At 58.5% G+C, this 20,936-nt stretch carries 19 protein-coding genes; 14 read left to right on the top strand and 5 right to left on the bottom strand.

The window, feature by feature from the left end; all coding sequences use genetic code 11:
• Window positions 1-11: 11 nt before the first annotated feature.
• The gene (locus tag SIC15_RS13065; RefSeq protein WP_412537619.1) at window positions 12-3,695 is read left to right on the top strand and encodes a translocation/assembly module TamB domain-containing protein; all 3,684 of its coding nucleotides are present in this window, start codon (window positions 12-14) and stop codon (window positions 3,693-3,695) included.
• A gap of 2 nt (window positions 3,696-3,697) precedes the next feature.
• Here the strand turns inward: SIC15_RS13065 and SIC15_RS13060 are convergent, their stop codons facing one another.
• The 3 genes from SIC15_RS13060 to SIC15_RS13050 are packed head-to-tail and all read right to left on the bottom strand — an operon-like array spanning window position 3,698 to window position 6,162.
• Complete coding sequence (locus tag SIC15_RS13060) at window positions 3,698-4,402, bottom strand: SIMPL domain-containing protein (RefSeq protein WP_412536107.1); 705 nt, start codon at window positions 4,400-4,402, stop codon at window positions 3,698-3,700.
• Window positions 4,403-4,433: 31 nt separating this feature from the next.
• A complete protein-coding gene (locus SIC15_RS13055; protein WP_069183169.1) occupies window positions 4,434-5,168 on the bottom strand; it encodes a gamma-glutamyl-gamma-aminobutyrate hydrolase family protein in 735 nt (244 codons plus the stop codon).
• On the bottom strand, window positions 5,161-6,162 hold the full coding sequence (locus SIC15_RS13050; protein WP_136631536.1) for an amidoligase family protein: 1,002 nt from the start codon (window positions 6,160-6,162) through the stop codon (window positions 5,161-5,163). Before SIC15_RS13050 ends, SIC15_RS13055 begins: the two co-directional genes overlap by 8 nt.
• A 225-nt stretch (window positions 6,163-6,387) precedes the next feature.
• Here SIC15_RS13050 and lexA point away from each other — a divergent pair, with 225 nt between their 5' ends.
• Window positions 6,388-6,999 carry a transcriptional repressor LexA gene (lexA, locus tag SIC15_RS13045; RefSeq protein WP_174805002.1) on the top strand — a complete coding sequence of 204 codons (612 nt, stop codon included), beginning with the start codon at window positions 6,388-6,390 and terminating at the stop codon, window positions 6,997-6,999.
• Between the two features lie 42 nt (window positions 7,000-7,041).
• Window positions 7,042-7,533 (top strand): cell division inhibitor SulA, encoded by a 492-nt coding sequence (locus SIC15_RS13040; protein WP_069183172.1) that lies wholly within the window; start codon window positions 7,042-7,044, stop codon window positions 7,531-7,533.
• 4 nt (window positions 7,534-7,537) lie between these two features.
• Here SIC15_RS13040 and SIC15_RS13035 read toward each other — a convergent pair whose 3' ends face one another.
• Together SIC15_RS13035 and SIC15_RS13030 are read right to left on the bottom strand one after the other, a co-directional pair.
• The gene (locus SIC15_RS13035; RefSeq protein WP_008177453.1) at window positions 7,538-7,798 is read right to left on the bottom strand and encodes a hypothetical protein; all 261 of its coding nucleotides are present in this window, start codon (window positions 7,796-7,798) and stop codon (window positions 7,538-7,540) included.
• Window positions 7,799-7,849: 51 nt separating this feature from the next.
• Complete coding sequence (locus SIC15_RS13030) at window positions 7,850-8,362, bottom strand: DUF6586 family protein (RefSeq protein WP_412536105.1); 513 nt, start codon at window positions 8,360-8,362, stop codon at window positions 7,850-7,852.
• 224 nt (window positions 8,363-8,586) lie between these two features.
• On the opposite strand from SIC15_RS13030, the gene SIC15_RS13025 reads away from it, so the two are divergent.
• The 11 genes from SIC15_RS13025 to fliJ all read left to right on the top strand — a co-directional run bounded on the left by SIC15_RS13025 (window position 8,587) and on the right by fliJ (window position 20,815).
• Entirely contained in the window at window positions 8,587-9,945 is a 1,359-nt protein-coding gene (locus SIC15_RS13025) for a DUF1329 domain-containing protein (RefSeq protein ID WP_412536104.1), read from the top strand.
• Between the two features lie 17 nt (window positions 9,946-9,962).
• Window positions 9,963-10,292, top strand: a complete 330-nt coding sequence (locus SIC15_RS13020; RefSeq protein ID WP_412536103.1) for an SOS cell division inhibitor — start codon at window positions 9,963-9,965, stop codon at window positions 10,290-10,292.
• Window positions 10,293-10,362: 70 nt separating this feature from the next.
• Window positions 10,363-11,814 carry a sigma-54 dependent transcriptional regulator gene (locus SIC15_RS13015; protein ID WP_412536102.1) on the top strand — a complete coding sequence of 484 codons (1,452 nt, stop codon included), beginning with the start codon at window positions 10,363-10,365 and terminating at the stop codon, window positions 11,812-11,814.
• Window positions 11,815-12,044: 230 nt separating this feature from the next.
• Window positions 12,045-13,283, top strand: coding sequence for a sensor histidine kinase (locus SIC15_RS13010; RefSeq protein WP_412536101.1), 1,239 nt, complete (start codon window positions 12,045-12,047; stop codon window positions 13,281-13,283).
• A 12-nt stretch (window positions 13,284-13,295) separates the two neighbouring features.
• On the top strand, window positions 13,296-14,759 hold the full coding sequence (locus SIC15_RS13005; protein ID WP_412536099.1) for a sigma-54-dependent transcriptional regulator: 1,464 nt from the start codon (window positions 13,296-13,298) through the stop codon (window positions 14,757-14,759).
• Window positions 14,760-14,977: 218 nt separating this feature from the next.
• Window positions 14,978-15,346 (top strand): flagellar hook-basal body complex protein FliE, encoded by a 369-nt coding sequence (fliE, locus tag SIC15_RS13000; protein WP_069183179.1) that lies wholly within the window; start codon window positions 14,978-14,980, stop codon window positions 15,344-15,346.
• A gap of 15 nt (window positions 15,347-15,361) precedes the next feature.
• Window positions 15,362-17,065, top strand: coding sequence for a flagellar basal-body MS-ring/collar protein FliF (fliF, locus tag SIC15_RS12995; RefSeq protein ID WP_136631529.1), 1,704 nt, complete (start codon window positions 15,362-15,364; stop codon window positions 17,063-17,065).
• Entirely contained in the window at window positions 17,058-18,101 is a 1,044-nt protein-coding gene (gene fliG, locus SIC15_RS12990) for a flagellar motor switch protein FliG (protein ID WP_153633620.1), read from the top strand. The genes fliF and fliG overlap by 8 nt, the downstream gene beginning before the upstream one ends.
• Entirely contained in the window at window positions 18,101-18,994 is an 894-nt protein-coding gene (locus SIC15_RS12985; RefSeq protein ID WP_136631527.1) for a flagellar assembly protein FliH, read from the top strand. The genes fliG and SIC15_RS12985 overlap by 1 nt, the downstream gene beginning before the upstream one ends.
• On the top strand, window positions 18,975-20,372 hold the full coding sequence (gene fliI / locus SIC15_RS12980) for a flagellar protein export ATPase FliI (RefSeq protein WP_209400990.1): 1,398 nt from the start codon (window positions 18,975-18,977) through the stop codon (window positions 20,370-20,372). The genes SIC15_RS12985 and fliI overlap by 20 nt, the downstream gene beginning before the upstream one ends.
• Window positions 20,372-20,815: a flagellar export protein FliJ gene (gene fliJ / locus SIC15_RS12975; protein ID WP_412536098.1), complete on the top strand. Its 444-nt coding sequence runs from the start codon at window positions 20,372-20,374 to the stop codon at window positions 20,813-20,815. The genes fliI and fliJ overlap by 1 nt, the downstream gene beginning before the upstream one ends.
• Window positions 20,816-20,936: the final 121 nt, after the last annotated feature.

Here is a 20,936-nt window from a genome sequence, read left to right as displayed (position 1 = left end):
GCTTCTGGCTGATTGTATGTCTCGGGGTGTTGATCCTCGCGCCCATCTTGTTGCTGACAGCGGTTCTGCTGGCCTTGCGTTCCGAGACCGGGACCGCGTGGGTCATTGAACAGGTCCCGGGGCTGCAGGTCGAAAACGACCGTGGCTCATTGTTTGGCCAGTGGCAGGCTGATCGTCTGCAATGGCGAGGTTATGGGGTAGAGGTTATTGTTGAATCGCCTTTCGTGGACTGGTCGCCCTCCTGCCTCTTCAGGAAACAGCTTTGTGTTGACGGTCTGAAAGCAGAGACGCTTGCGGTTACCCAGTTGCCCCCGGCGGATAAATCGGGGGATGGCGGTGCAATAACGCTGCCTGGGCTCGACTTGCCTCTGGCGCTGAATATCAGCGGCGTCCGGATGGGCCCTTTCACCTTCAATGGCAACAGGGTCTGGGACCGGCTTGAGCTGGACGCGGGCGGATCGGGTGCTGACTGGACCATCGAGCGCGCCTGGTATCGGTTGGGTGATTACACGGTTTCTGCCAACGGCCGGATAGAAACCCGACGGGACTGGCCCGTCAATCTTGAGGTCAGGGCAGAGGTTCCACCTCCCTACGGTGACCAGTGGACGCTGGATGCAACACTCTCTGGCAGCGTGCGGGATCTGATGGTGGCAGCTACGAGTCGCGGCTATCTGAATGCCAAACTCTCGGGGCAGGTCGCGCCGCTCGATCCCAGCCTGCCAGCAAGACTCAGGATAACCTCGGACCAGTTCCGGGCAGCTGAGGCGCTGCCGGAGACCCTGGTGCTCAACGACTGGTCTGTGGAGGCCCGTGGCAGTCTGCAGAAAGGTTTCCGTGCACAGGGGCGAGCACGACTGCCCGGGACAACCGGGCCGGTGCAGCTGGCGCTTGAGGGCCTTGTGACCACACAGGCGGCTCAGGGCATCCGTATTGAACTGGCCACGGATAGCTCAAATGGCAGTGAACGGAATACGGTGGTGGCCAACGGACGTGTGGGCTGGAGTGAGGTCTTGGAGGCCAGTGCCGATGTCCGCTTGCGCGGGTTTCCCTGGTACACCCTGGTCCCGGGCCTTGAAGAGCCGGCGGTTACGCTCCAGTCGCTCGATGGTACGGTGTCCTGGCGAGAGGGAAGCTACCATGCGGAGCTTGAAGCAGGCGTTGACGGCCCTCAGGGCCGTGCTGATCTGTCTACCACGGTGGATGGTGACAGCGAGCAAACCACGCTGACCGATCTGAGAATCAGCACTGGCGCCGGGTCGCTGACCGGAAACGGATCGGTCAACTTTGCCGGCCCGCTGTCCTGGCAGGCAGCCCTGGCCCTTCAGAATTTCAATCCGGGATACTGGGTGCCGGTTCTTGAAGCCAGCCTGAGTGGCGATGTCACCACCGAAGGGCAGCTCGGGGACGGTCCCATTCCTGCCATGAACGCCACCTGGAATCTCGAGGGTGACTGGCGTTCCAATCCTGCATCCCTCGAAGGGCGCCTTGATACCTCATCCGGTAGCTGGGAGTTGTCTGGGCTGACTCTGGCGATCGGTGCCAACCGGGTAGAAGGACGTGGTACCTGGGGCGAGCTGTTGCAGGGCGATCTGGCCCTGAACCTGCCTGAGCCCGAGATCTTACTCCCCGGCCTGACCGGCAATCTGGAAGCGACCCTGATGGCTGAAGGAACGCCAGAGCGTCCGGTGGGAGAGTTGAAAGCGGGCGGCCAAAACCTTGCCTGGCGCGACCAGCTGACCATTGAAACCCTGAGCCTTGAGGCCGACCTGGACGACGGGCTGAGGCTCACAAGCCAGTTGCAAGCGGAGAATATAGGTGGGGGCGGTCAGGAGCTTGAAACGCTCACGCTCCAGGCGAATGGCACTCAGGGGCAGCACACCGTGAGCCTGAGGGCTGAGCATTCCGAAGCCGACCTGGAACTGGCTTTCGAGGGTGGTGCTGGTTCCGAATGGAAAACCTGGCAGGGGCAGCTATCAACCGGGGTGATAAATGTTCCGGAACAGTCGCAGCGATGGCAGTTGGAGTCACCAGCGACCCTCGCCTATGGTGCCAACGGTGAACTGACCTTTGGCAGCCATTGTTGGCGTTGGCAACAAAGCACCGTTTGCGCCGACGATCAGACATTGCTTCCGGTTCCCGATATCGCCTACCGAATCAGCCGGTTCCCAACGCTCGCTCTGGCGCCCTTGTTGCCGGAAACCGTGCGCTGGAATGCGCGGTTAGATGGCGAGATCGATTTTACCACCACGGCGGAAGGCCCTGATGGTCGCGTGTATCTTGATGCCGGTGATGGCGAATTCCAGCTTTTGGTCGATGGTGAGTGGGAAGACCTCGACTATGATGCCTTTACCACCGAGCTCACCCTCAAACCTCGACAGGCCGATGTCTCCGTTCGTCTGGCTGGCCCCCAATTGGGCAGGTTTGAGCTGGACATGGGGCTGGACCCGAACTCCGAAAATCGCAACATCGAGGGTTCGTTCAATCTGGAAGGGCTTGATATCGCCCTTGCAGGATTGCTGTCCGGGCTTGATGAGGTGGCGGGGAAAGTGAATGGCCAGGGTCAGCTTTCGGGCCCGTTGATGAAGCCGGCTGTGACCGGCGAATTGCATCTGGTGGATGGCCGGGTTTCAGATCCCCGGTTGCCGCTGCCCATTGAGGAGATGATTGCCACTATTGAATTCTCGGGCTATTCGGCACAGATCAGCGGCAGGATCCAGAGCAATGCCCGGAGTCAGACCATCCTGGATGGCGAGGTCGACTGGCAACAGGCGCCGCGGGGGAAAATCACGATTTCCGGGGAGCGCGTACCGTTCAGTGTGGAGCCCTATGCCCAGGTTGAGGTGGAGCCGGATCTGACCCTGGTTTTCCGTGAAGGCACCCTGGAAATCACCGGACAGGTTGCAGTCCCAAGAGGGGACATCGAGATAAAGGGGCTACCTGAGCAGGCCGTGTCGGTTTCTGAAGACGAAGTCATCGTAGGTGTTGAGAAGGAGGAACCCGTAGTTCGCTCACTGAACATGGATGTGAATGTCTTGGTGGGTGAGGATCAGGTGACGTTTTCGGCCTTCGGCGTGACAGGCGATCTCGAAGGGTCCCTCAGGATCACCAACGATATGGATACCCGGGGAACACTCCAGCTGGTTAATGGCCAGTATGAGGCCTACGGTCAGGAACTCGAACTCAGGCGTGCCAGGCTCCTGTTCGTTGGCAATCTTGCTCAGCCCTATCTGGATATCGAAGCCGTGCGGCGGGTTGATACCGTGGTTGCCGGTATCCGTCTGACGGGGCCGGTGCAATCACCTGAGACCGAGGTGTTCTCCAATCCCGATATGCCGCAGACTGAAGCTTTGTCCTACGTGATTCTTGGCAGGCCCCCCCAAAGCCAGGGCGACGAAGGCCAGATGAGCCGGGCTGCGCTTTCGCTGGGGCTGACCCAGGCCAGCAAGGTAACCGGGCAGATTGGTGAGGAGTTCGGTATCCGACAACTGACACTTGAGGCAGAGGGCTCGGGCGATCAGACGTCGGTGGTGGCCAGCGGCTACCTGACGGATGAGCTGAGTGTTCGCTATGGTGTCGGCATTTTCGAGCCGATCACGACCGTTGCACTGCGTTACGACTTGGGCCGATACTTTTACCTGGAGGCGGCCAGTGGTCTGGCGGCCTCCCTGGATATTTTCTACACGCGGGATTTCTGAACTCAGTCGAGTTCGAAGGTCGCGCTCACCGAAGCGCGGATTTCCCGCTCCCCCACGCTTGCGACTGTATCCGACATGGATTTGGCCTCGGCCATCATCATCGGAACCGGGCGGTGCCCGCCATTGATGTTGATGGTGACAACATCGCCGCAGGTCTGGTCGAGCTGATTGGCCACGAATTGGCACCGGGCCTTCGCGTCTGCGATTGCCCTGGCAAGCGCCTCCTGCTCCATCCCGGTCTCATCCGAGTGGAAGAACTGGTGTGGGCCCAGATGGTAATCCAGGCCCAAAGACTGGGCTTGCTGGAGGAGGGGGTTGAGCAGGTTAAGGTCGCTGATGCTGAAACTGATGGTTTGTGAAGCCACGGCCTGTTTATGAGGCTCCTCTTCCCGCTCCGGTGCAGGCAAGGTTCGGGTGTACAGGTTCACGGTGGCGTCTGAATAGTCGTTGAGTTGGTCACGGTATTTGCCAATCCCCTCCCGCCATTGCTCCATCAGCGCAGCTACACGTTCAGTAGCCTTCTGCGGCAATTCGTGCTCGGCACTGGCAGTAAACTGAAGCCTGGCGCTGTCCGGCTCGTATCGGACACTGCCTTCACCGGTGAGCGTCACCTCGCCCGCCATCGCCAGGGTTGGCACTGTGAGAGCCAGGGCAATAAGGAAACGGGATTTCAGGTTAAAACGGAGCTTGGGGTTCCTTCCGTTCATGACATTGCCTCCTTTGGCAACCGTTGATGGATCAGGCTTCGCCGGAATCCGGTTCCAGGCGCGCCAGTTTGAAACGGCGGGCGGCATCCACGAACTGGCCAAAAATGCGCCGGTGCCCACCGTGGTAAAGCAGATATTCAGGATGCCACTGGATGCCCGTCAGCCACTGACCTTGCGTGCTTTCAATGGCCTGTACAAAAAGATCATTATCCACGGCGGTTACACGCAGATTTTGGCCCAGGCGTTTGATCGCCTGGCTGTGAATGCGGTTGGCGCCGATCACAGGCGAGCGCATGGCTTGTTCAAGCCGGCTTTGCGTTACCAGTCGCACCGTTTGCAGGGGCAACAGCAGAGGCCGATGCCGGGTGTTGACCCTCAGCGGGGTCACGTTCTGGCACAACGATCCGCCATGAAAAACGTTAATGAATTGCGCGCCGCGGCAAATCCCCAGCACGGGAATGCCAATGGCCTCGGCCTGCTCCAGCAGCGACTGATCGGTCGCATCCCGTTTGCGATCATAGTTTGCGGTAACCTGGGGTTCCTGGCCATATCGCTCAGGATGGACATGGGTGCCGCCGGAGAGCACCAGGCCATCAAGCATTGCTACGGCCACCCGCGACCCGGGACGGATGTAGTGGGTACGAGCGCCGTGAAGACGCAATCCAAGGCTGATCAGGCGATGGGCCAGGCTTTTGCGAGCAGGACCACTGATGCCAATGGTCAGGCCGGGAACCTCAAGTTCCTGTTCGGGAAACGGCTCAGACATACCCGTTCTTGGCCAACCAGTCGTCGGTGGTTTCCTGCCAGCTGTGGGTCAGGTTATGCAGGTTGAGCTTCCGTCGCTCCCGGAACAGTCGCCGCATGTCCGCCAGGTCGTCCGGGTTGTTGGCCAATTGCTCCAGTACCACCCAATCGTTCCACACGGTAGAAAAGTGCCAATCCGGATTATCGATGTCGCAATCCGGCAGCCGGTAGTGCAGGGTTGGCCGGCTCTTGATCCGCGGATCGTGAACATGGCGCTCAAGACGCTCACTGTCCAGGTGAGCAAACAGAGGCAGCAGGTCAAGCGCCCGGTTCCTGGTTGGGTTGAACTCCAGGTAGTCCTCCATCAGCTCACCGAGGTTGGGCCGGTAGTTGTCTTCCATCAAAAGCTCGGTATAGCGCCCATGCCAGGGTTCGATATAGGTGGTGAATTTGCGGCTGACATCCAGTTGATGCCGGTCTTTGAGCCAGTCGTAAAGCGCCGCGAACGCCTGGAAGTATCGAACCATTGTTTCCGGGCTGAGATCGGGCAGTTCCGGGTTCAACTGGAGGCCGAAGGCAAAATAGATGGCATCCCGGCTGCCCAGAGCGCCTGCTTTCCTGAGGTCTTCAACGAGAGATTCGATAGTCTCCAGGCTGGAGAAAGGCAGGGGTGGGCTGATGATTTCCAGGGGCACAACCCGTTCTGCGGCAGCATCAATCACATCCATCGCCTGGCCGCCCAGTTCCCGGATCGACTGAGGCAGGCGTTCATCGGCCAGATCAAGGTCCTTGATCGGGTCGGAATCCAGTTCCACCGTGAATTCGCCGAGTGCGGTCTCCAGCTTGGTCACGTAGCGTGACTGGAGCACCGCCGTCCCTTCAAGAAGCCTTGCGGCCAGGGTGACCAGTTCATCGTAGCCCAGACCAGACAATTCGATCTCGACACCCACGCGGCGTTCCCGGCCTTCGTTTGTCTCTCGGATATCAGGCATCCTGCAACTACTGGCTTGCGTCATGCTACTTCCTGACTTGTGAGGGCTTGAACACTAACCATATCACACCGCTGCTGATCATCATGGTTAACCCAATGCAAGAAAATCACGGGCCTGACTTTACACTGGATAAAACACTGTATATAGTCAGTTTACTGTATAAAAAAACAGGGCGCCTGAAGCAGGCTATCCGGAGCAGGCATTCCCGGACTGCGGATACTGGCACCGACCCCGATACAACGGAGTAGCTTGATGAAACTCACAGCAAGGCAGTCACAGGTACTGGATATCATACGCCGCTACGTCGATGAGACCGGCTATCCGCCAACTCGTGCTGAAATCGCAGCTGAACTGGGTTTTCGTTCGGCCAATGCTGCAGAGGAGCATCTTCGTGCGCTGGCTCGGAAGGGGGCCATTGAGATGGTGCCAGGGGCCAGCCGCGGTATCCGGCTGCCAGAGGCAGAGGAGGATCTTGGGCTGCCGGTGATCGGGCAGGTTGCCGCTGGTAGTCCGATCCTGGCCCAGGAGCACGTTGAGGATCACTGCACGCTCCAGCCCGAGTTCTTCTCGCCCTCGGCAGATTATCTACTGCGGGTCCGGGGCATGAGTATGAAAGATATCGGCATTCTTGATGGCGATTTGCTGGCAGTGCACAGCACCCAGGATGTTCACAACGGCCAGGTGGTCGTTGCCCGGGTCGGCGACGAGGTTACGGTAAAGCGTTTCCGCAAGGAAGGCTCGAAAGTCTACCTGATTGCCGAGAACGAAGAATTCGCACCCATCGAAGTAGACCTTACCGAGCAGGAATTGTTCATCGAAGGCCTGGGTGTGGGTGTTATCCGACGCTCTGATCTGCACTGATCAGTACGGATAACCTCTGATAGATTGGAAAACGGGTGAATTATGGAACAAATGAGCTTTAATCAGAATCTGGCTTACAATCCCAATGCTCTGTCCTGTTCAGTGCCGGCAACCGCCGCCCGCGAGCGACGCTCTGTCATTCGTGCCCGACGTTCTCCGGAATCCAACGAGACCAAGGTCTCTGGCAATGTGACGGAAATCATCTTGCCGGAAGGCCAGGTGGAAAACTTTCAGTTGCTGTTGCCCATGCTGACGCAGCTGAACCAGGAAAAGCGCTGGCTGGCCTGGATTGATCCGCCTCAGGCATTGGTCAGCAAGTGGCAGAAAATGCATGGGATCGTGGCTGGTGAGTTGCTAGTGCTTCGTTCAACGTCGGATTATTCCGCGCAGGAACTGGCCGAGCGAGCCCTCAGTGCAGGCACCTGCCATGCTGTGGTCATGTGGACCCGTAAACTGGGCCGCGCTGCCTTTGAGTCCCTGCAAAAAGCCTCTGCCGAAGGCAACAGCCATGGGGTCGTTCTCAGGCAGCGTTAATGACTCAGTGGAGAGTGTAGGAGGGCTGGGCGTCTGAAGCGTCCAGTTCGTCGTCTTCCCAGTCGATATCGTGGGCAACATTTCCGACCGCCTCGATACCTGCGGCGATCATTGCTTTAGCAACAGACATATCACGGTCTTCCATCATTTCCCGGGCTTCCTCCGAGAATGAGATCTTCACCAGTGGCGCACTGTCATCGTCAATGCGGCGCAGGGCGTAATCGCCGTTGGTCAGTTGCACAATTTCAAAAAACGATGGTGACATTCAGTAAACCTTCAAGTTAATCAGATCAGTGTAACCGGCAATTGGAGTGGTTCACCACTCGCTGTGCTGGTCTTCCAGATCGTCGGCAAAGTGTTTGACGGCATTCAGTGTTTTCAGCAAGGCCGCCGCGGAGCGATCCGGGCCGGTGTCGGCGGCTACCGCAATAATGTTCTCCGCGCTCACGGTTTTTTTGGTTGCTGGCGGTCGGCTCTGAGAGCGTTCCAGTTGTTCCAGATGGTTCCACCAGCTGCCTGAGCGCTGTTCCAGCTCTCTGAGCCGACTTATTTCATTCGGTTCCGGTCCGATCAGCGAGGCCAGTTCAGCCAGAGTGGCAGGCTCTTCTGATTTTTTCTGGTACAACCTGGCAATCATCACCAGCAATAATTTCCGGGATCTGAGAAGTAACTCGATCGCCCCCTGGATCGCGGCTTCCCGGCGCAAAGCCTGTTCAGCTTCATTGGGGGGATGGCCTACGCCCTCGACTGTTGGTCGATCCAGTTGCCCCAGCAGAGTGCGGGCGAGAAAGAGTTTTTGCGAAACCTGCGAGTGCCATTGCGAGGCCATGGAATACCTTCAATCCCCCAGCGCGGGTGCAACCCCGGAAAATTAATGCGACAGCATACCATTTTTGGCGGCAAATTTCTTCAACTGTCTGCCAGGGGAGGTTTCACAATAAAATACAAACATTCACTTGAAACGACCGTTTGAATTTGGCAAAAAGGCGCCCGGCTGTGCGAGTTCTGATCGTTTCGGCTGCCCAACAGCATGAACTTCTGGAGGTGTAAGGGATGCGAAGCCACATCGTTGCAGGTGTCGCACTGGTTTTTCTCGGTTTTTCCGGACAGGCTCTGTCCAAAGTCACGACTGCCGAAGCGCAGCGGCTGGGTGATGATCTCACTCCGGTTGGAGCCGAACGGGCCGGCAACAGGTCAGGCAGCATACCCGAGTGGACCGGTGGTCTTGCAACGCCCCCGGACGGCTGGCGCGAGGGGCAGGTTGAAATTGATCCCTTTCCCGAAGACGAGGCCCTCTTCGTCATAACCGCCGATAATGTCCATCTCTACCGCGACAAGCTTTCCGATGGCCATATCGCCATGCTGGACAAGTACGGGCCGGACTATTTCATGCCGGTCTATCAGACTCGCCGAACGGCAGCGTTTCCCGAGCACGTTTACGACAAGTTTCGTGAGAATGCTCTGACAGCGCAGTTGCTGGACAACGGTAACGGTGTTCGAGACACCATTATGACCAGCCCATTCCCGATCCCCAAAGACGGTCTGGAGGTCATCTGGAACCACATTCTTCGCTACCGGGGCGAAGAGATTTCCCTGCGTAGTGCGTCCGCAACGCCCCAAAGGGACGGTTCGTACAATCCGGTGGTAAATGATTACGACTATTTCTTTGCCTATAGTCAGAAAGGGGCGGAACTGGCGGAAATCGATAACAAGATTTTCTACCTGAAGACTGACACCATTGCACCCTCTTCGCTGGCCGGCACCATCACACTGGTCCACGAAACCCTGGATCAGGTGCGCTCGCCGAGGCTGGCCTGGCGGTATGATTCCGGCTCGCGCCGGCTTCGCAGGTCCCCAAACCTGGCCTATGAGACGGACTTGCCGAACTCATCGTCACTGCGTTCGGTTGACCAGAAAGATATGTACAACGGCGCACCCAATCAGTACGACTGGGAATTGAAAGGCAAGCGGGAGCTGTTCGTACCCTACAATGCCTACAAGCTACACGGGCCGCAGGTGGAGGCCGATGATGTGATTCGTCCGGGCCACATCAATCAGGCACTGACCCGCTATGAGCTGCACCGGGTCTGGGTGGTTGAGGCGAAACGCAGGACCGGGATCAGTCACATCTACGATCGCCGCGTGTTCTACGTGGACGAAGACAGCTGGCAGATTCTGGCATCCGAGGAGTACGATGCGGAAGGGAACCTGTGGCGAGTGTCGGAGGCCCATAATATCAGCTATTACAGTGAGCCCGTATTCTGGACTACCATGGAGATGACCTACGACCTGAAGGCGGAGCGTTACTACATTGATGGGCTGGATGATGCCTTCCCGGCGTACGATTTCAGCCCGGGGTTCCGGGGTAATGAATTTACTGCTTCCGCTGCCCGTAGAGCCGCTCGCCGTTGATCACCAAGGAGGCCGATATGGCAGACCCGCAAGCGCACCTTGATCATCTCGACCAGTTGATGGCCAGGCTTGGTCGCGCTTTGGCAGATAAAGACTGGGAAGCGATGGCCAGTCTTAACGAGAAGGTGAAGCCGGCAGTCGAGCCGCTGATGGCTGCCCTGGAAGCGGGTGAGATCGAGGCGGAGCCGGTGCGGCTCCGCTTGCAGGAATTGCAGCAGTTTATTGACGCAGCGGACGGATCCGCGCGTATTGCCCGCAAGGAAGCGGAGGACGGCCTCAAAGGTATTAACCGAAATCGCAGCGCAGCGAAGGCCTATCAGAACGTTTCTTCAAATCGACCGAAATAGCGTCATAAAATTGACTCTGTCGCCCTTACAGTCTTAAATACCGCACAAATCCCCCAAGAGATTCGGTTGAATGTCTAAAAATAACAAAGTGCTGGTGCTGAGCGAGGATGATTCAAGACTGCGGGACATGGTCACCATTCTTGAGTTCATCGGCGAGGAACAGATCCTTGCCGGCGATGAAGCCAGGGCACTTTTGAGCAGTGGCGACGAGGAAAGCCTTTCGGACATCGCGGTCGCGGTGGTAAACGGCGAAGATGCCGGAGTCACCGAGACCATTACCACAGTCTGCAATGCGGTTAAGGGCGTTCCGTTACTGCTGGTTGGACACCCCGAACTCTCAGGCCTTTCCGAAGATGCCGGCGCTCGCATTATTGCCCGCATGGAGTGGCCGCTGAATTACACCAAGTTTGTTGATTCGCTCTACCGTGCCCAGGTCTTCCGCGATCAGTTCAGTCGATCCCGGGAGCGAGGCCAGCAGCGCGGTCTTCAACTCTTCCGTAGTCTCGTGGGGACCAGTCGCAAGGTCCAGCAGGTCCGTCAGTTGATGGAACAGATAGCCGATAAGGACGTCAGCGTTCTGATCACCGGCGAATCCGGTACTGGCAAGGAAGTGGTTGCCCGAAACCTGCACTATCACTCTTCCCGACGGGATAAGCCGTTTGTGCCTGTAAATTGTGGCGCCATCCCCGCCGAACTGCTGGAAAGCGAACTTTTTGGCCATGAGAAGGGCGCCTTTACCGGTGCGATCACAGCCCGGGTGGGGCGCTTCGAAATGGCTGAGGGCGGTACCCTGTTTCTGGATGAAATAGGCGACATGCCTCTCAATATGCAGGTAAAGATTCTTCGGGTTCTGCAGGAGCGTACCTTCGAACGGGTGGGTAGTAACCGGACCCAATCGGCCGATGTCCGAGTGATTGCTGCAACCCACAAGCATCTGGAAGACATGATCGAGTCCGGGGATTTCCGGGAAGATCTCTATTACCGCCTGAATGTATTTCCCATTGAGATGCCTGCTTTGCGTGATCGGGTGGAAGACATTCCCTTGCTGATCAACGAGCTTATTTCCCGGATGGAAAAAGAGAAGCGCGGCTCGCTGAGGATGAATTCGGCCGCAATCATGAGTCTTTGCCGCCACGACTGGCCTGGCAACGTGCGTGAACTGGCCAATCTCGTCGAACGCCTCTCGATCATGCACCCGTACGGTGTGATCGGCGTACAGGAGTTGCCCAAGAAGTTCCGCTACGTGGATGACTACGATGAGAACCGTCCGGTCGAGGACACCGGCATGCCTTCCGGTATTCCGGGACTGGTCGGGCTGGATGCCCCTGCGTTGCTGCCGGTGAACGGCATCGATCTGAAGGATTACCTCTCGAACCTCGAGAAGCAGTTGATCCAGCAGGCGCTCGACGAGGCTGGCGGTGTCGTGGCCAGGGCTGCCGAAAAGCTGCGTATTCGTCGAACCACACTGGTAGAGAAGGTGCGTAAGTACGGGCTGAGAGAAGAGGAATCCGAGGATTCGTGAACTGGATAGTTCGCATTTTCGAGTTTTTGAGACGGCGTCAAAGGTTCGTAACCTAAGGCGCCGTTTCTGTTTTTGACCGACGTAAAATTGTCATTCGCCTCTTTCTGGATTCTCTTTCCTGCTGATATATAAAGGAAAAATTAAGTTGGCACGGTGCTGGCTTAGTGACCTGTAAACGAAGTATCCGAATCAGGAGGTCCGATCCGACGGACCGATCGGGGAGTCAGGTTATGAGTCAGGCACAGTTTGTTCTTCAGTCCGGCGCAGGCAGCGCGAAAGCCAACGCGGCGGCGGATGTAAACGACAAGGTTACGGCCCTGTTCCCGGAGCAGGACGACGCGGCGGTGGATTCCGCCCTCGAGCTGTTCAACCGTATGTCGCGACAGATTACCGACTCCTACCGAACCCTTGAGTCCCGGGTGAACCAGCTTTCCGGCGAGTTGAACCAGGAATCGCTCCAGCGTCAGCAGGAGTTGGAGGAGAAAGAGCGATTGGCAGACCGTCTGTCGACCTTGTTGAACGCACTGCCTGCGGGCGTGGTGGTGCTGGACAGCCAGGGCGTGGTGACGCAGACCAATCCCGCCGCCATTGCGCTTCTCGGGGAACCCCTGGACGGCACCCGGTGGGTGGATGTCATCCATCGCTGTTTTGCCCCCCGGCGGGACGATGGCCACGAAGTCTCCCTGAAAGATGGTCGCAGGGTCAGCATTGAGATCCGGACCATGGAAAACCAGCCCGGCCAGCTGATCCTTCTGACCGACCTCACTGAAACCCGACATCTCCAGGCGCAGCTGGCACACGCCCAGCGGCTGTCTGCCATGGGCAAGATGGTGGCATCCCTTGCACACCAGATCCGTACGCCTCTGTCTGCGGCAATTCTCTATGGTGGCCACCTGAGCCAGGACGACCTCGATGAAGAAATGCGTCAACGCTGCGCTTCGCGTCTGATGTCTCGACTGACTCACCTGGAGCAGCAGGTGCGGGATATGCTCATATTCGCCCGGGGCGAAACCCGGCTGGCAGAGGAGATGTCTGCCGGCAAGCTGGTCTCGGCTCTGGCGTCCGCAGTGGAGGGGCTGAAGCCGGCTCCCGGCGCAGAGGTGACTCTCGAGAACGAAATTTCCGGCGACTGCCGTCTCTTGTGTAACCGGGATGCCCTTGTCGGCGCCTGCACCAATCTTGTGAATAACAGTCTTGAGGCCGGAGCGACCCAGGTTGCAGTTCGGGTAACCGAGGAGAACAGCGAGCTGGTTATTCGCGTTGTGGACAACGGACCGGGGTTCGAGCATTCGGACGCGGCCCGGTTAACAGAAGCCTTTTATACAACCAAGTCCCATGGTACGGGGCTCGGCCTTGCGGTGGTGCAAGCCGTCATCAAGGCGCATCAGGGGCGGTTTTCCATTGAATCGCCAGAGCAGGGCGGCGCCATCGCTACCTTGCGCCTGCCGCAATTACGTAACAGAAACTGATCGGAGGCAACCATGGCAAAGGCCCAGATTCTGATTGTTGAGGACGACCATGACCTGCGGGAAGCGCTGGTAACCACCCTTGAACTGGCAAAATTCCGGGTGAGGGAAGCGTCAAATGCCAACGAGGCGCTTCAGCGACTGGCAGAGTCCCCGGTGGATATGGTGGTCAGCGATGTCAATATGCCGGGCCTGTCTGGGCATCAGTTGCTGGCCGAGGTCCAGCGGCTGTATCCGGGCTTGCCAATGATGTTGATCACGGCCTATGGCCAGATCAGCGATGCGGTCTCGGCCATGCAGGCCGGCGCTATCGATTACCTTGTGAAGCCCTTCGAGCCACGGTTCCTGGTCGACGCTGTCAGTAAAATTGTGGGTGGCGGACGCGAAAAAGCCAGCGATGAGCCGGTGGCCGAGGATCCGATCAGCAAACGCATGTTCCAGCTGGCGACCAAAGTGGCCGGCAGCGACTCGACCGTCATGATCTCCGGCGAAAGCGGAACTGGCAAGGAAGTCCTGGCCCGGTACATTCACCAGCAGTCCCCACGGGCGGATCAGCCCTTCGTGGCCATAAACTGTGCCGCCATTCCCGAGAACATGCTGGAAGCCATTCTGTTTGGCCACGAGAAAGGGGCCTTTACCGGGGCTGTTGCCTCGTCGCCCGGTAAATTCGAGCAGGCCAACGGTGGCACTATCCTTCTGGACGAAATTTCTGAGATGGATCTTGGGCTTCAGTCCAAGCTGTTGCGGGTTCTGCAGGAGCGCGAAGTGGAGCGGGTTGGAGGTCGCAAGACCATCAGTCTCGATGTCCGGGTGGTGGCGACCACCAACCGCGATCTCGCAGATTACGTGCGCGAAGGCAAGTTCCGGGAGGATCTCTATTACCGCCTGACGGTTTTCCCGATGCACTGGCAGCCGCTCAGGGAGCGTCCGCTGGACATCATGCCGCTCGCCACGTCACTGCTTAAAAAGCACTGCCGAAAAATGAAGCTGACAGGAATTGCCTTCGCCCAGGACGCAAAGAGCGCGCTTATGAATCATCAGTGGCCTGGGAATGTCCGGGAGCTGGACAACGCAATCCAGCGAGCCCTGGTGCTGCACCAGGGCAATGTTATTCACGCCGGGGACCTGTGTCTGGAGCTGGGCATTACCGGGCGACCGGACCTTCGCTGCCTGGAGCCGGTTTCGTATCCTGAACCTGTCGCCAACCCGGCGGTTGACGCGGAGATGTCAGAGCCCGCCGTTTCTGCCATCAATCAGCCGCCTCATGGGCAGGCTGGAGAGCCGGAAGGCGCGGTTTCGCTCGGAGATGATCTGAGGCAGCAGGAATTCCGTATTATTATCCAGACACTTCGGAAAGAGCGTGGACGTCGCAACCGGGCCGCCGAGCAGCTGGGCATCAGTCCCAGGACGCTGAGGTACAAATTGGCCCAGATGCGCGACGCCGGTATCGATCTGGACGCCGAAATGGCCTTGGTCTGACCCCCTGCAAAACGAACTCCTTCATTGGCACCCGTCAGGGTGCCATTTTTTTATCTGTCGTCAAAAGTCCGTCAGTGATTTCTCCTGTACGACGGATGTTCTTCGTAAGTGTCTGATAATAAATATAGAAAGTTACTTGGCCTGCCAATTGCTTAATTGGGGATAACAGCACCCCAAGAGCAAATCCGTCCCGGGGAGGGCGGAGCCAGGAGAGAGTTATGGTTCAGCGTGCCGACATCAACAGTGTTTTGTCCGATATCCGGTCCCTGCGTTCCCAGATGATGCAGAACCAGCGAATCGAACAGGATCAATCGGTTCGTGGCCGGATAGACGGTCCCCGCCAGGTTCAGGAAACCCAGGAAACGCCCAGTTTTAATGACATGCTGAGCAATGCCGTGAACACCGTGAACGACCTCCAGAAAACCGCGGGGGATCTAAGAACCGCGTACGACATGGGCGATCCGAATGTCGACATCACCCGCGTGATGATCGCCGCCCAGAAATCCTCTGTCTCCTTCGAAGCGCTGACCCAGGTACGTAACCGGGTGGTTCGGGCCTACGAAGACATTATGAACATGCCGATCTGATAACGGAGCAGAGTCATGGCCAGCGTACCTGCAGAATCCAACCCCTCCAACATGCCGGCAGCTCGCGAGGGCGACGCACCAGAGAGCCGTAGCGACCTGTTCATGGGTTTCAACCGGCTCAATCTGCTGCGTCAGATCGGTTTGATGGTGGGGCTTGCCGCCAGCGTAGCGCTGGGATTGGCGGTCGTGCTCTGGGCCCAGGAACCGAACTATCAGCCGGTAGTTGGCGACCTTTCCTCCTACAACCCTCAGGACGTGACCAGCATCCTCGACAACAGCGGCATCGACTACAAGATGGATCCGCGTACCGGCGCATTGCTTGTGCCGTCCGAGCAGGTTTACGACGCTCGTCTGAAACTGGCGGCGGAGGGTGTTACCGATCGTCAAACCATGGGCTACGAGTTGCTGGATCAGGAACGCGGTCTTGGCACCTCCCAGTTCATGGAAACCATTTCTTACCGCCGCGGGCTTGAGGGGGAGCTTGCCCGCACAGTCGCCAGTATGCGCGGTGTGCGGAATGCCCGGGTGCACCTGGCAATTCCGGAGCGCTCGGTCTTTGTCCGTGATGCACGCGATCCGTCGGCTTCGGTATTCCTCGAAGTGTTCGCTGGCCGCCGGCCGGAGCAGGAGCAGATCAACGCCATTGTGAATCTGGTTGCCGGCAGCGTTCCCATGATGAGCAAAGAGCATGTCACCGTCGTCGACCAGAACGGCAATCTGCTGACTGGCAAGGAGAGTCAGAGCACCGCCGACCAGATGGCGGATCAATATGAATACACCGCCAAGGTCGAGGAGCGTCTGACCCGCCGTGTGGCGTCATTGATTGCACCGATTGTAGGAGACGGCCGTTACCGCGCGGAAGTTTCGGCAGATCTGGACTTTTCCTCGGTGGAGCAGGCGGAAGAACTGTTCAACCCCGAACAGCAGGCGGTGCGCAGCGAGCGGGAACTCACCGAACAGCGTGCAGCTGGTGCCCAGGGCGGCATCCCCGGAGCGCTGGCGAATCAGCCCCCGGCCGATGCCACTGTTCCGGAACAGGCCGCCGGTGCTGATGGCGAAGAGGCTGCGCCCCAGCCGGTGAACGTGCGTCGAGAGTCAACGCGGAACTACGAAATGGATCGCACTGTCAGCTACAGACGCCAGGAACTGGGACGAGTGAAGCGCGTCACTGTTGCTCTGGCGGTGGATGATATGAAAGTGGTTGATCCCCAGACCGGCGAAGTCAGCTACGAACCCTGGCCGGAGCAGGAACTGCAGCGTCTGAGCATGCTGGTGCGGGATGCGGTGGGGTACTCCGCCGCCCGCGGAGACAGCGTTACGGTGATGAATACCGCGTTTGCACCGGAAGAAGCGGTCGAGTTTGAGGCCCCGGCCTTCTGGGAGCAGCCCTGGTTCTGGGACCTGATGAAGCAGGTGTTGGCAGGTCTGGTCATTCTGGTGCTGGTGCTTGGCTTGTTGCGTCCCACGCTCAAGAGCCTGTCGGGTGGTGGCCAGCGCGAGCGCGGTCTGGATTCTGGCAGCGGTGGCGGTTACGGTGGTCTTGACGATATCGAGGGCGGAGATGAGTTACGCAAGGCCATGTCTGCTCAGGATGATCTGCTTTTGCCGGGTGCCACAGACGGCTATGATAGGCAGCTGAACGCATTGAAAGGTCTGATTGCCGAGGATCCTGCGAGGGTCGCACAGGTAATGCGCCAGTGGGTGAATGTCGATGACTGAGCAAACCAATCAACAGGGTGGCGGTGAGGCGAAGAAGCCACAGCGGAAGATTCCGCGTGTGGAACAGGCTGCGATTCTGCTGATGTCACTGGGCGAAGCGGACGCTGCCGAGATCCTCAAGCATATGGGGCCAAAGGAAGTTCAGCGTGTGGGCGTGGCCATGGCCCAGATGAAGGACGTCAGCAAGGACGAAGTTACCTATGTGATGAATCAATTCGTTGACGCCGTGGGCGGCCAGACCGGTCTGGGTGTTGGCAATGATGAGTACATCCGCACGATGCTGACCCAGGCGCTGGGAGACGACAAGGCATCGAGCCTGATCGATCGTATACTAATTGGAGGCAACACCACGGGCCTTGATACCCTCAAATGGATGGAGCCCCGTGCGGTGGGTGACATCATCCGCTACGAGCATCCGCAGATTCAGGCCATTGTCATTTCCTATCTGGATCCGGATCAGGCGGCCGAAATTCTTGGTACCCTCGACGAAAAAGTGCGCCTTGACGTCATGATGCGGGTGGCGTCTCTCGAGAGTATCCAGCCCCAGGCGTTACAGGAGCTCAACGATATTCTGGAGAAGCAGTTCTCAGGCGGTGCCGCTTCACAGACCAGCCGTATCGGTGGTGTCAAACGCGCAGCCGACATTATGAACTTCATGGATCGCAGCATTGAAGGCAATCTGATGGATTCCATCAAGGATATGGATCCGGATCTTGCCAGCACCATTGAGGATCTGATGTTTGTGTTCGACAACCTCAAGGAAGTGGACGATCGCGGTATTCAGGCGTTGTTGCGGGAAGTATCCTCGGAAGTGCTGGTGGTGGCCCTCAAGGGTGCCGACGAAGAGGTCCAGGAGAAGATCTTCAAGAACATGTCCAAACGTGCTGCGGAGTTGCTGCAGGATGATCTTGAGGCCAAGGGGCCGGTCAAGGTCAGCGAAGTCGAGTCGGCCCAGAAGGACATTATTACCATTGCCCGCCGTATGGCCGAGGCCGGTGAAATCTCCCTCGGCGGGGCCGGCGAAGAAATGATGTAATGAAAGATTCCAGCCGAGACGTCAATCGTATTCCCAAGGAGCAGCTGACCGCCTATGAGCGCTGGGAGTTGCCCTTACTCGATGCCCGTGGCAATGAAGTGCCCCGGGAGGAGGAGCGCGAGGTCAAACCCCTGACGGCAGCGGACATCGATGAGATTCGTCAGGCCGCCCGTGAAGACGGTTTTAAAGAGGGGCGGGATCAGGGTTACGAGGACGGTCTGAGGGCCGGGAAGGAAGAAGGGCACCGGGAAGGACTGGAAACCGGCCTGGCAGAGGGCAGGGAACAGGGCCAGACCCAGGGGTACGATGACACCCGCAAGGAGATCGACGCCAAGCTCGACCGGCTTGAGCATTTGCTGGGTGAGCTGCTGCAGCCAATCAAGCGGCACGAAGACGAGCTGGAAACCTCTCTGGTGAACCTGACTACGGTTCTGGCGAGGGCCGTGGTCTACCGCGAACTGACCATCGACTCCTCCCAGATCCGGCATGTCGTTCGCCGTGCCATGGAAGCCTTGCCCTCCACTGCCGACAATATCCGGATCCATATAAATCCCGAAGACTGTGAGATGGTCCGCGAGGTGACCGCGCGTCTGGATGCCTCTGCTTCAGTCATTGAAGACGCCAGCATTCTACCTGGTGGTTGCAAGGTAGAGACCCGTCACAGCCTTGTGGACTTCACCGTCGAAAAACGCTTCCAGCGGTCGGTTCAGAGCATGCTGGACCAGCAGATGAACGACAGCGAGGGCGGAGAAACCGAAGAGCTGGATTCGATGATGGAAGACCTGACCGGTTTCCACCGGGACGTCCTGGATTCTCAGGATGCCGGGGATTCCTCGGGTGATTCGAAGCCGGCGCAAGATGAAGGTGACGGTGATGACCTCGAACCTCGCTGACCGTCTGAACCGCTTTCAGGGCTTTCTGGGCAACGAACCGGAGCCGGAACTCTCGGGCCGATTGACCCGAATGGTCGGTCTGACACTGGAATGTGTCGGCTGCCCCATGGTTGTCGGTGACCGCTGCGTGATCTTCGGCCAGAACACCGGCAATGTTGAAGCAGAGGTGGTGGGTTTCGAGGATGACCGGGTTTACCTGATGCCGCTCACTGCCATTGAAGGGCTCAAGCCCGGTGCCAGGGTCGTGCCGCTCTCCGCCGCCAGCCGAGTTCCGGTCGGGCCCCAGTTGCTCGGTCGGGTTGTGGATGGCAGCGGTGAGCCTCTGGACGGAAAAGGGCCCTTGCAGGCCGAAGCCCGCGTAGCGCTCACAGGCGATATCATCAACCCCCTGAATCGTGCGCCGGTGCGCCAATCGATGGATGTAGGTATTCGGGCAATTAACGCGTTGATGACCGTCGGCCAGGGTCAGCGCCTGGGTCTGTTCGCCGGCAGCGGCGTGGGCAAGAGTATGCTCCTCGGCATGATGACCCGCTTTACCGATGCCGACATTACGGTCGTGGGCCTGATTGGTGAACGGGGCCGCGAGGTAAAGGAATTTATCGAGGATATCCTGGGCGAGGAGGGGCTTTCACGCTCGGTGGTGGTGGCCGCGCCCGCCGATGACTCCCCCCTGATGCGGCTGCGCGCCGCCATGCTGACCACCCGGATTGCCGAATATTACCGGGACCAGGGCAAGCGAGTGCTCCTGCTCATGGATTCCCTGACCCGTTACGCCCAGGCCCAGCGGGAGATCGCGCTTGCTGTGGGCGAGCCTCCGGCGACCAAAGGCTACCCACCCTCGGTGTTTGCCAAGCTGCCCCAGTTGGTGGAACGAACCGGCAACGGTCGCCCCGGGGGCGGCTCGATTACCGCCTTCTACACCGTGCTTACCGAGGGTGACGACCAGCAGGATCCGATCGCCGATGCCGCCCGTGCGATTCTGGACGGCCACATTGTATTGTCCCGTCGGCTCGCCGAAGAGGGCCATTACCCGGCCATTGATGTGGAAGCGTCCATCAGTCGGGTGATGCCCCAGGTTACCGAGACCGAGCATTTTTCCAGAGCCCAGCGTTTCAAACAGGTGTACTCCCGGTATCAGCAGGCCCGGGACCTGATTTCCGTGGGCGCCTACGTGAAGGGCTCCGACCCGGAGACCGATTTTGCCATCACTCATATTGGCAATATGCGCCAGTTTTTGCAGCAGGGGCTCAACGAGAGCGCTCCCTTGAAAGACAGCATTGAACAGTTGCTGGCGGTGGTGCCGGAACGTCGTTCCCCCGAGCGGCGCAAGTCGGCCGTTCCCAATCCGGCTGCCGGCGCCAGCGGCGGTGATGCCTGATGCTGCGATCCCGGCGGCTGGAGGTGGTTCTTTCCCTGGAAGAACGCAAGGAACAGGAAGCACTGGAGCGAATGGGTGAGGCCCGAAAACTGGTCGAACAGCAGCGCGAACAGGTGCAAAACCTGAATCGTTACCAGCAGGAGTACCGGGATCAGATCCGCAACAGCCAGCAGGGCGTGGTGCAGGTGTCCCGTCTGCAGGCCTGGCAGGCCTTTATTGCGCAGCTGGACCAGGTGATACGGCAGCAGCAGAAGCAGCTGGCGCAGGCCGAACAGGTCTTTGAGACACGCAAACAGGAGTGGCAGCAGGCCTGGGAGCGGCGTCGCGGCATGGAAAAGTACATAGAAACCTGTCGGCAACAGGAGCAGAGAGAGCAGGATCTTCGCGAACAAAAGCTCTCGGATGAGGCGGCCGGGCGGGCCTTTTCTCGGCGTCGACGCTGAATCTTGCTCCACATCAAGCAAAAACGGATGCAAAGTCAGTCCACTCAGCTATCCTTACCCGAAGAAGGATCGGTGAAAACCGCCGGTTAAACGCTGCTCTTGATACCTTGGGAGGTTGAGG

Source organism: Marinobacter sp. MIT932201, from assembly GCF_047123295.1.
GTDB lineage: Bacteria > Pseudomonadota > Gammaproteobacteria > Pseudomonadales > Oleiphilaceae > Marinobacter > Marinobacter salsuginis.
The sequence above is the reverse complement of the archived record's forward strand: the minus strand, read 5'-3'. Positions and strand labels throughout refer to the sequence as shown.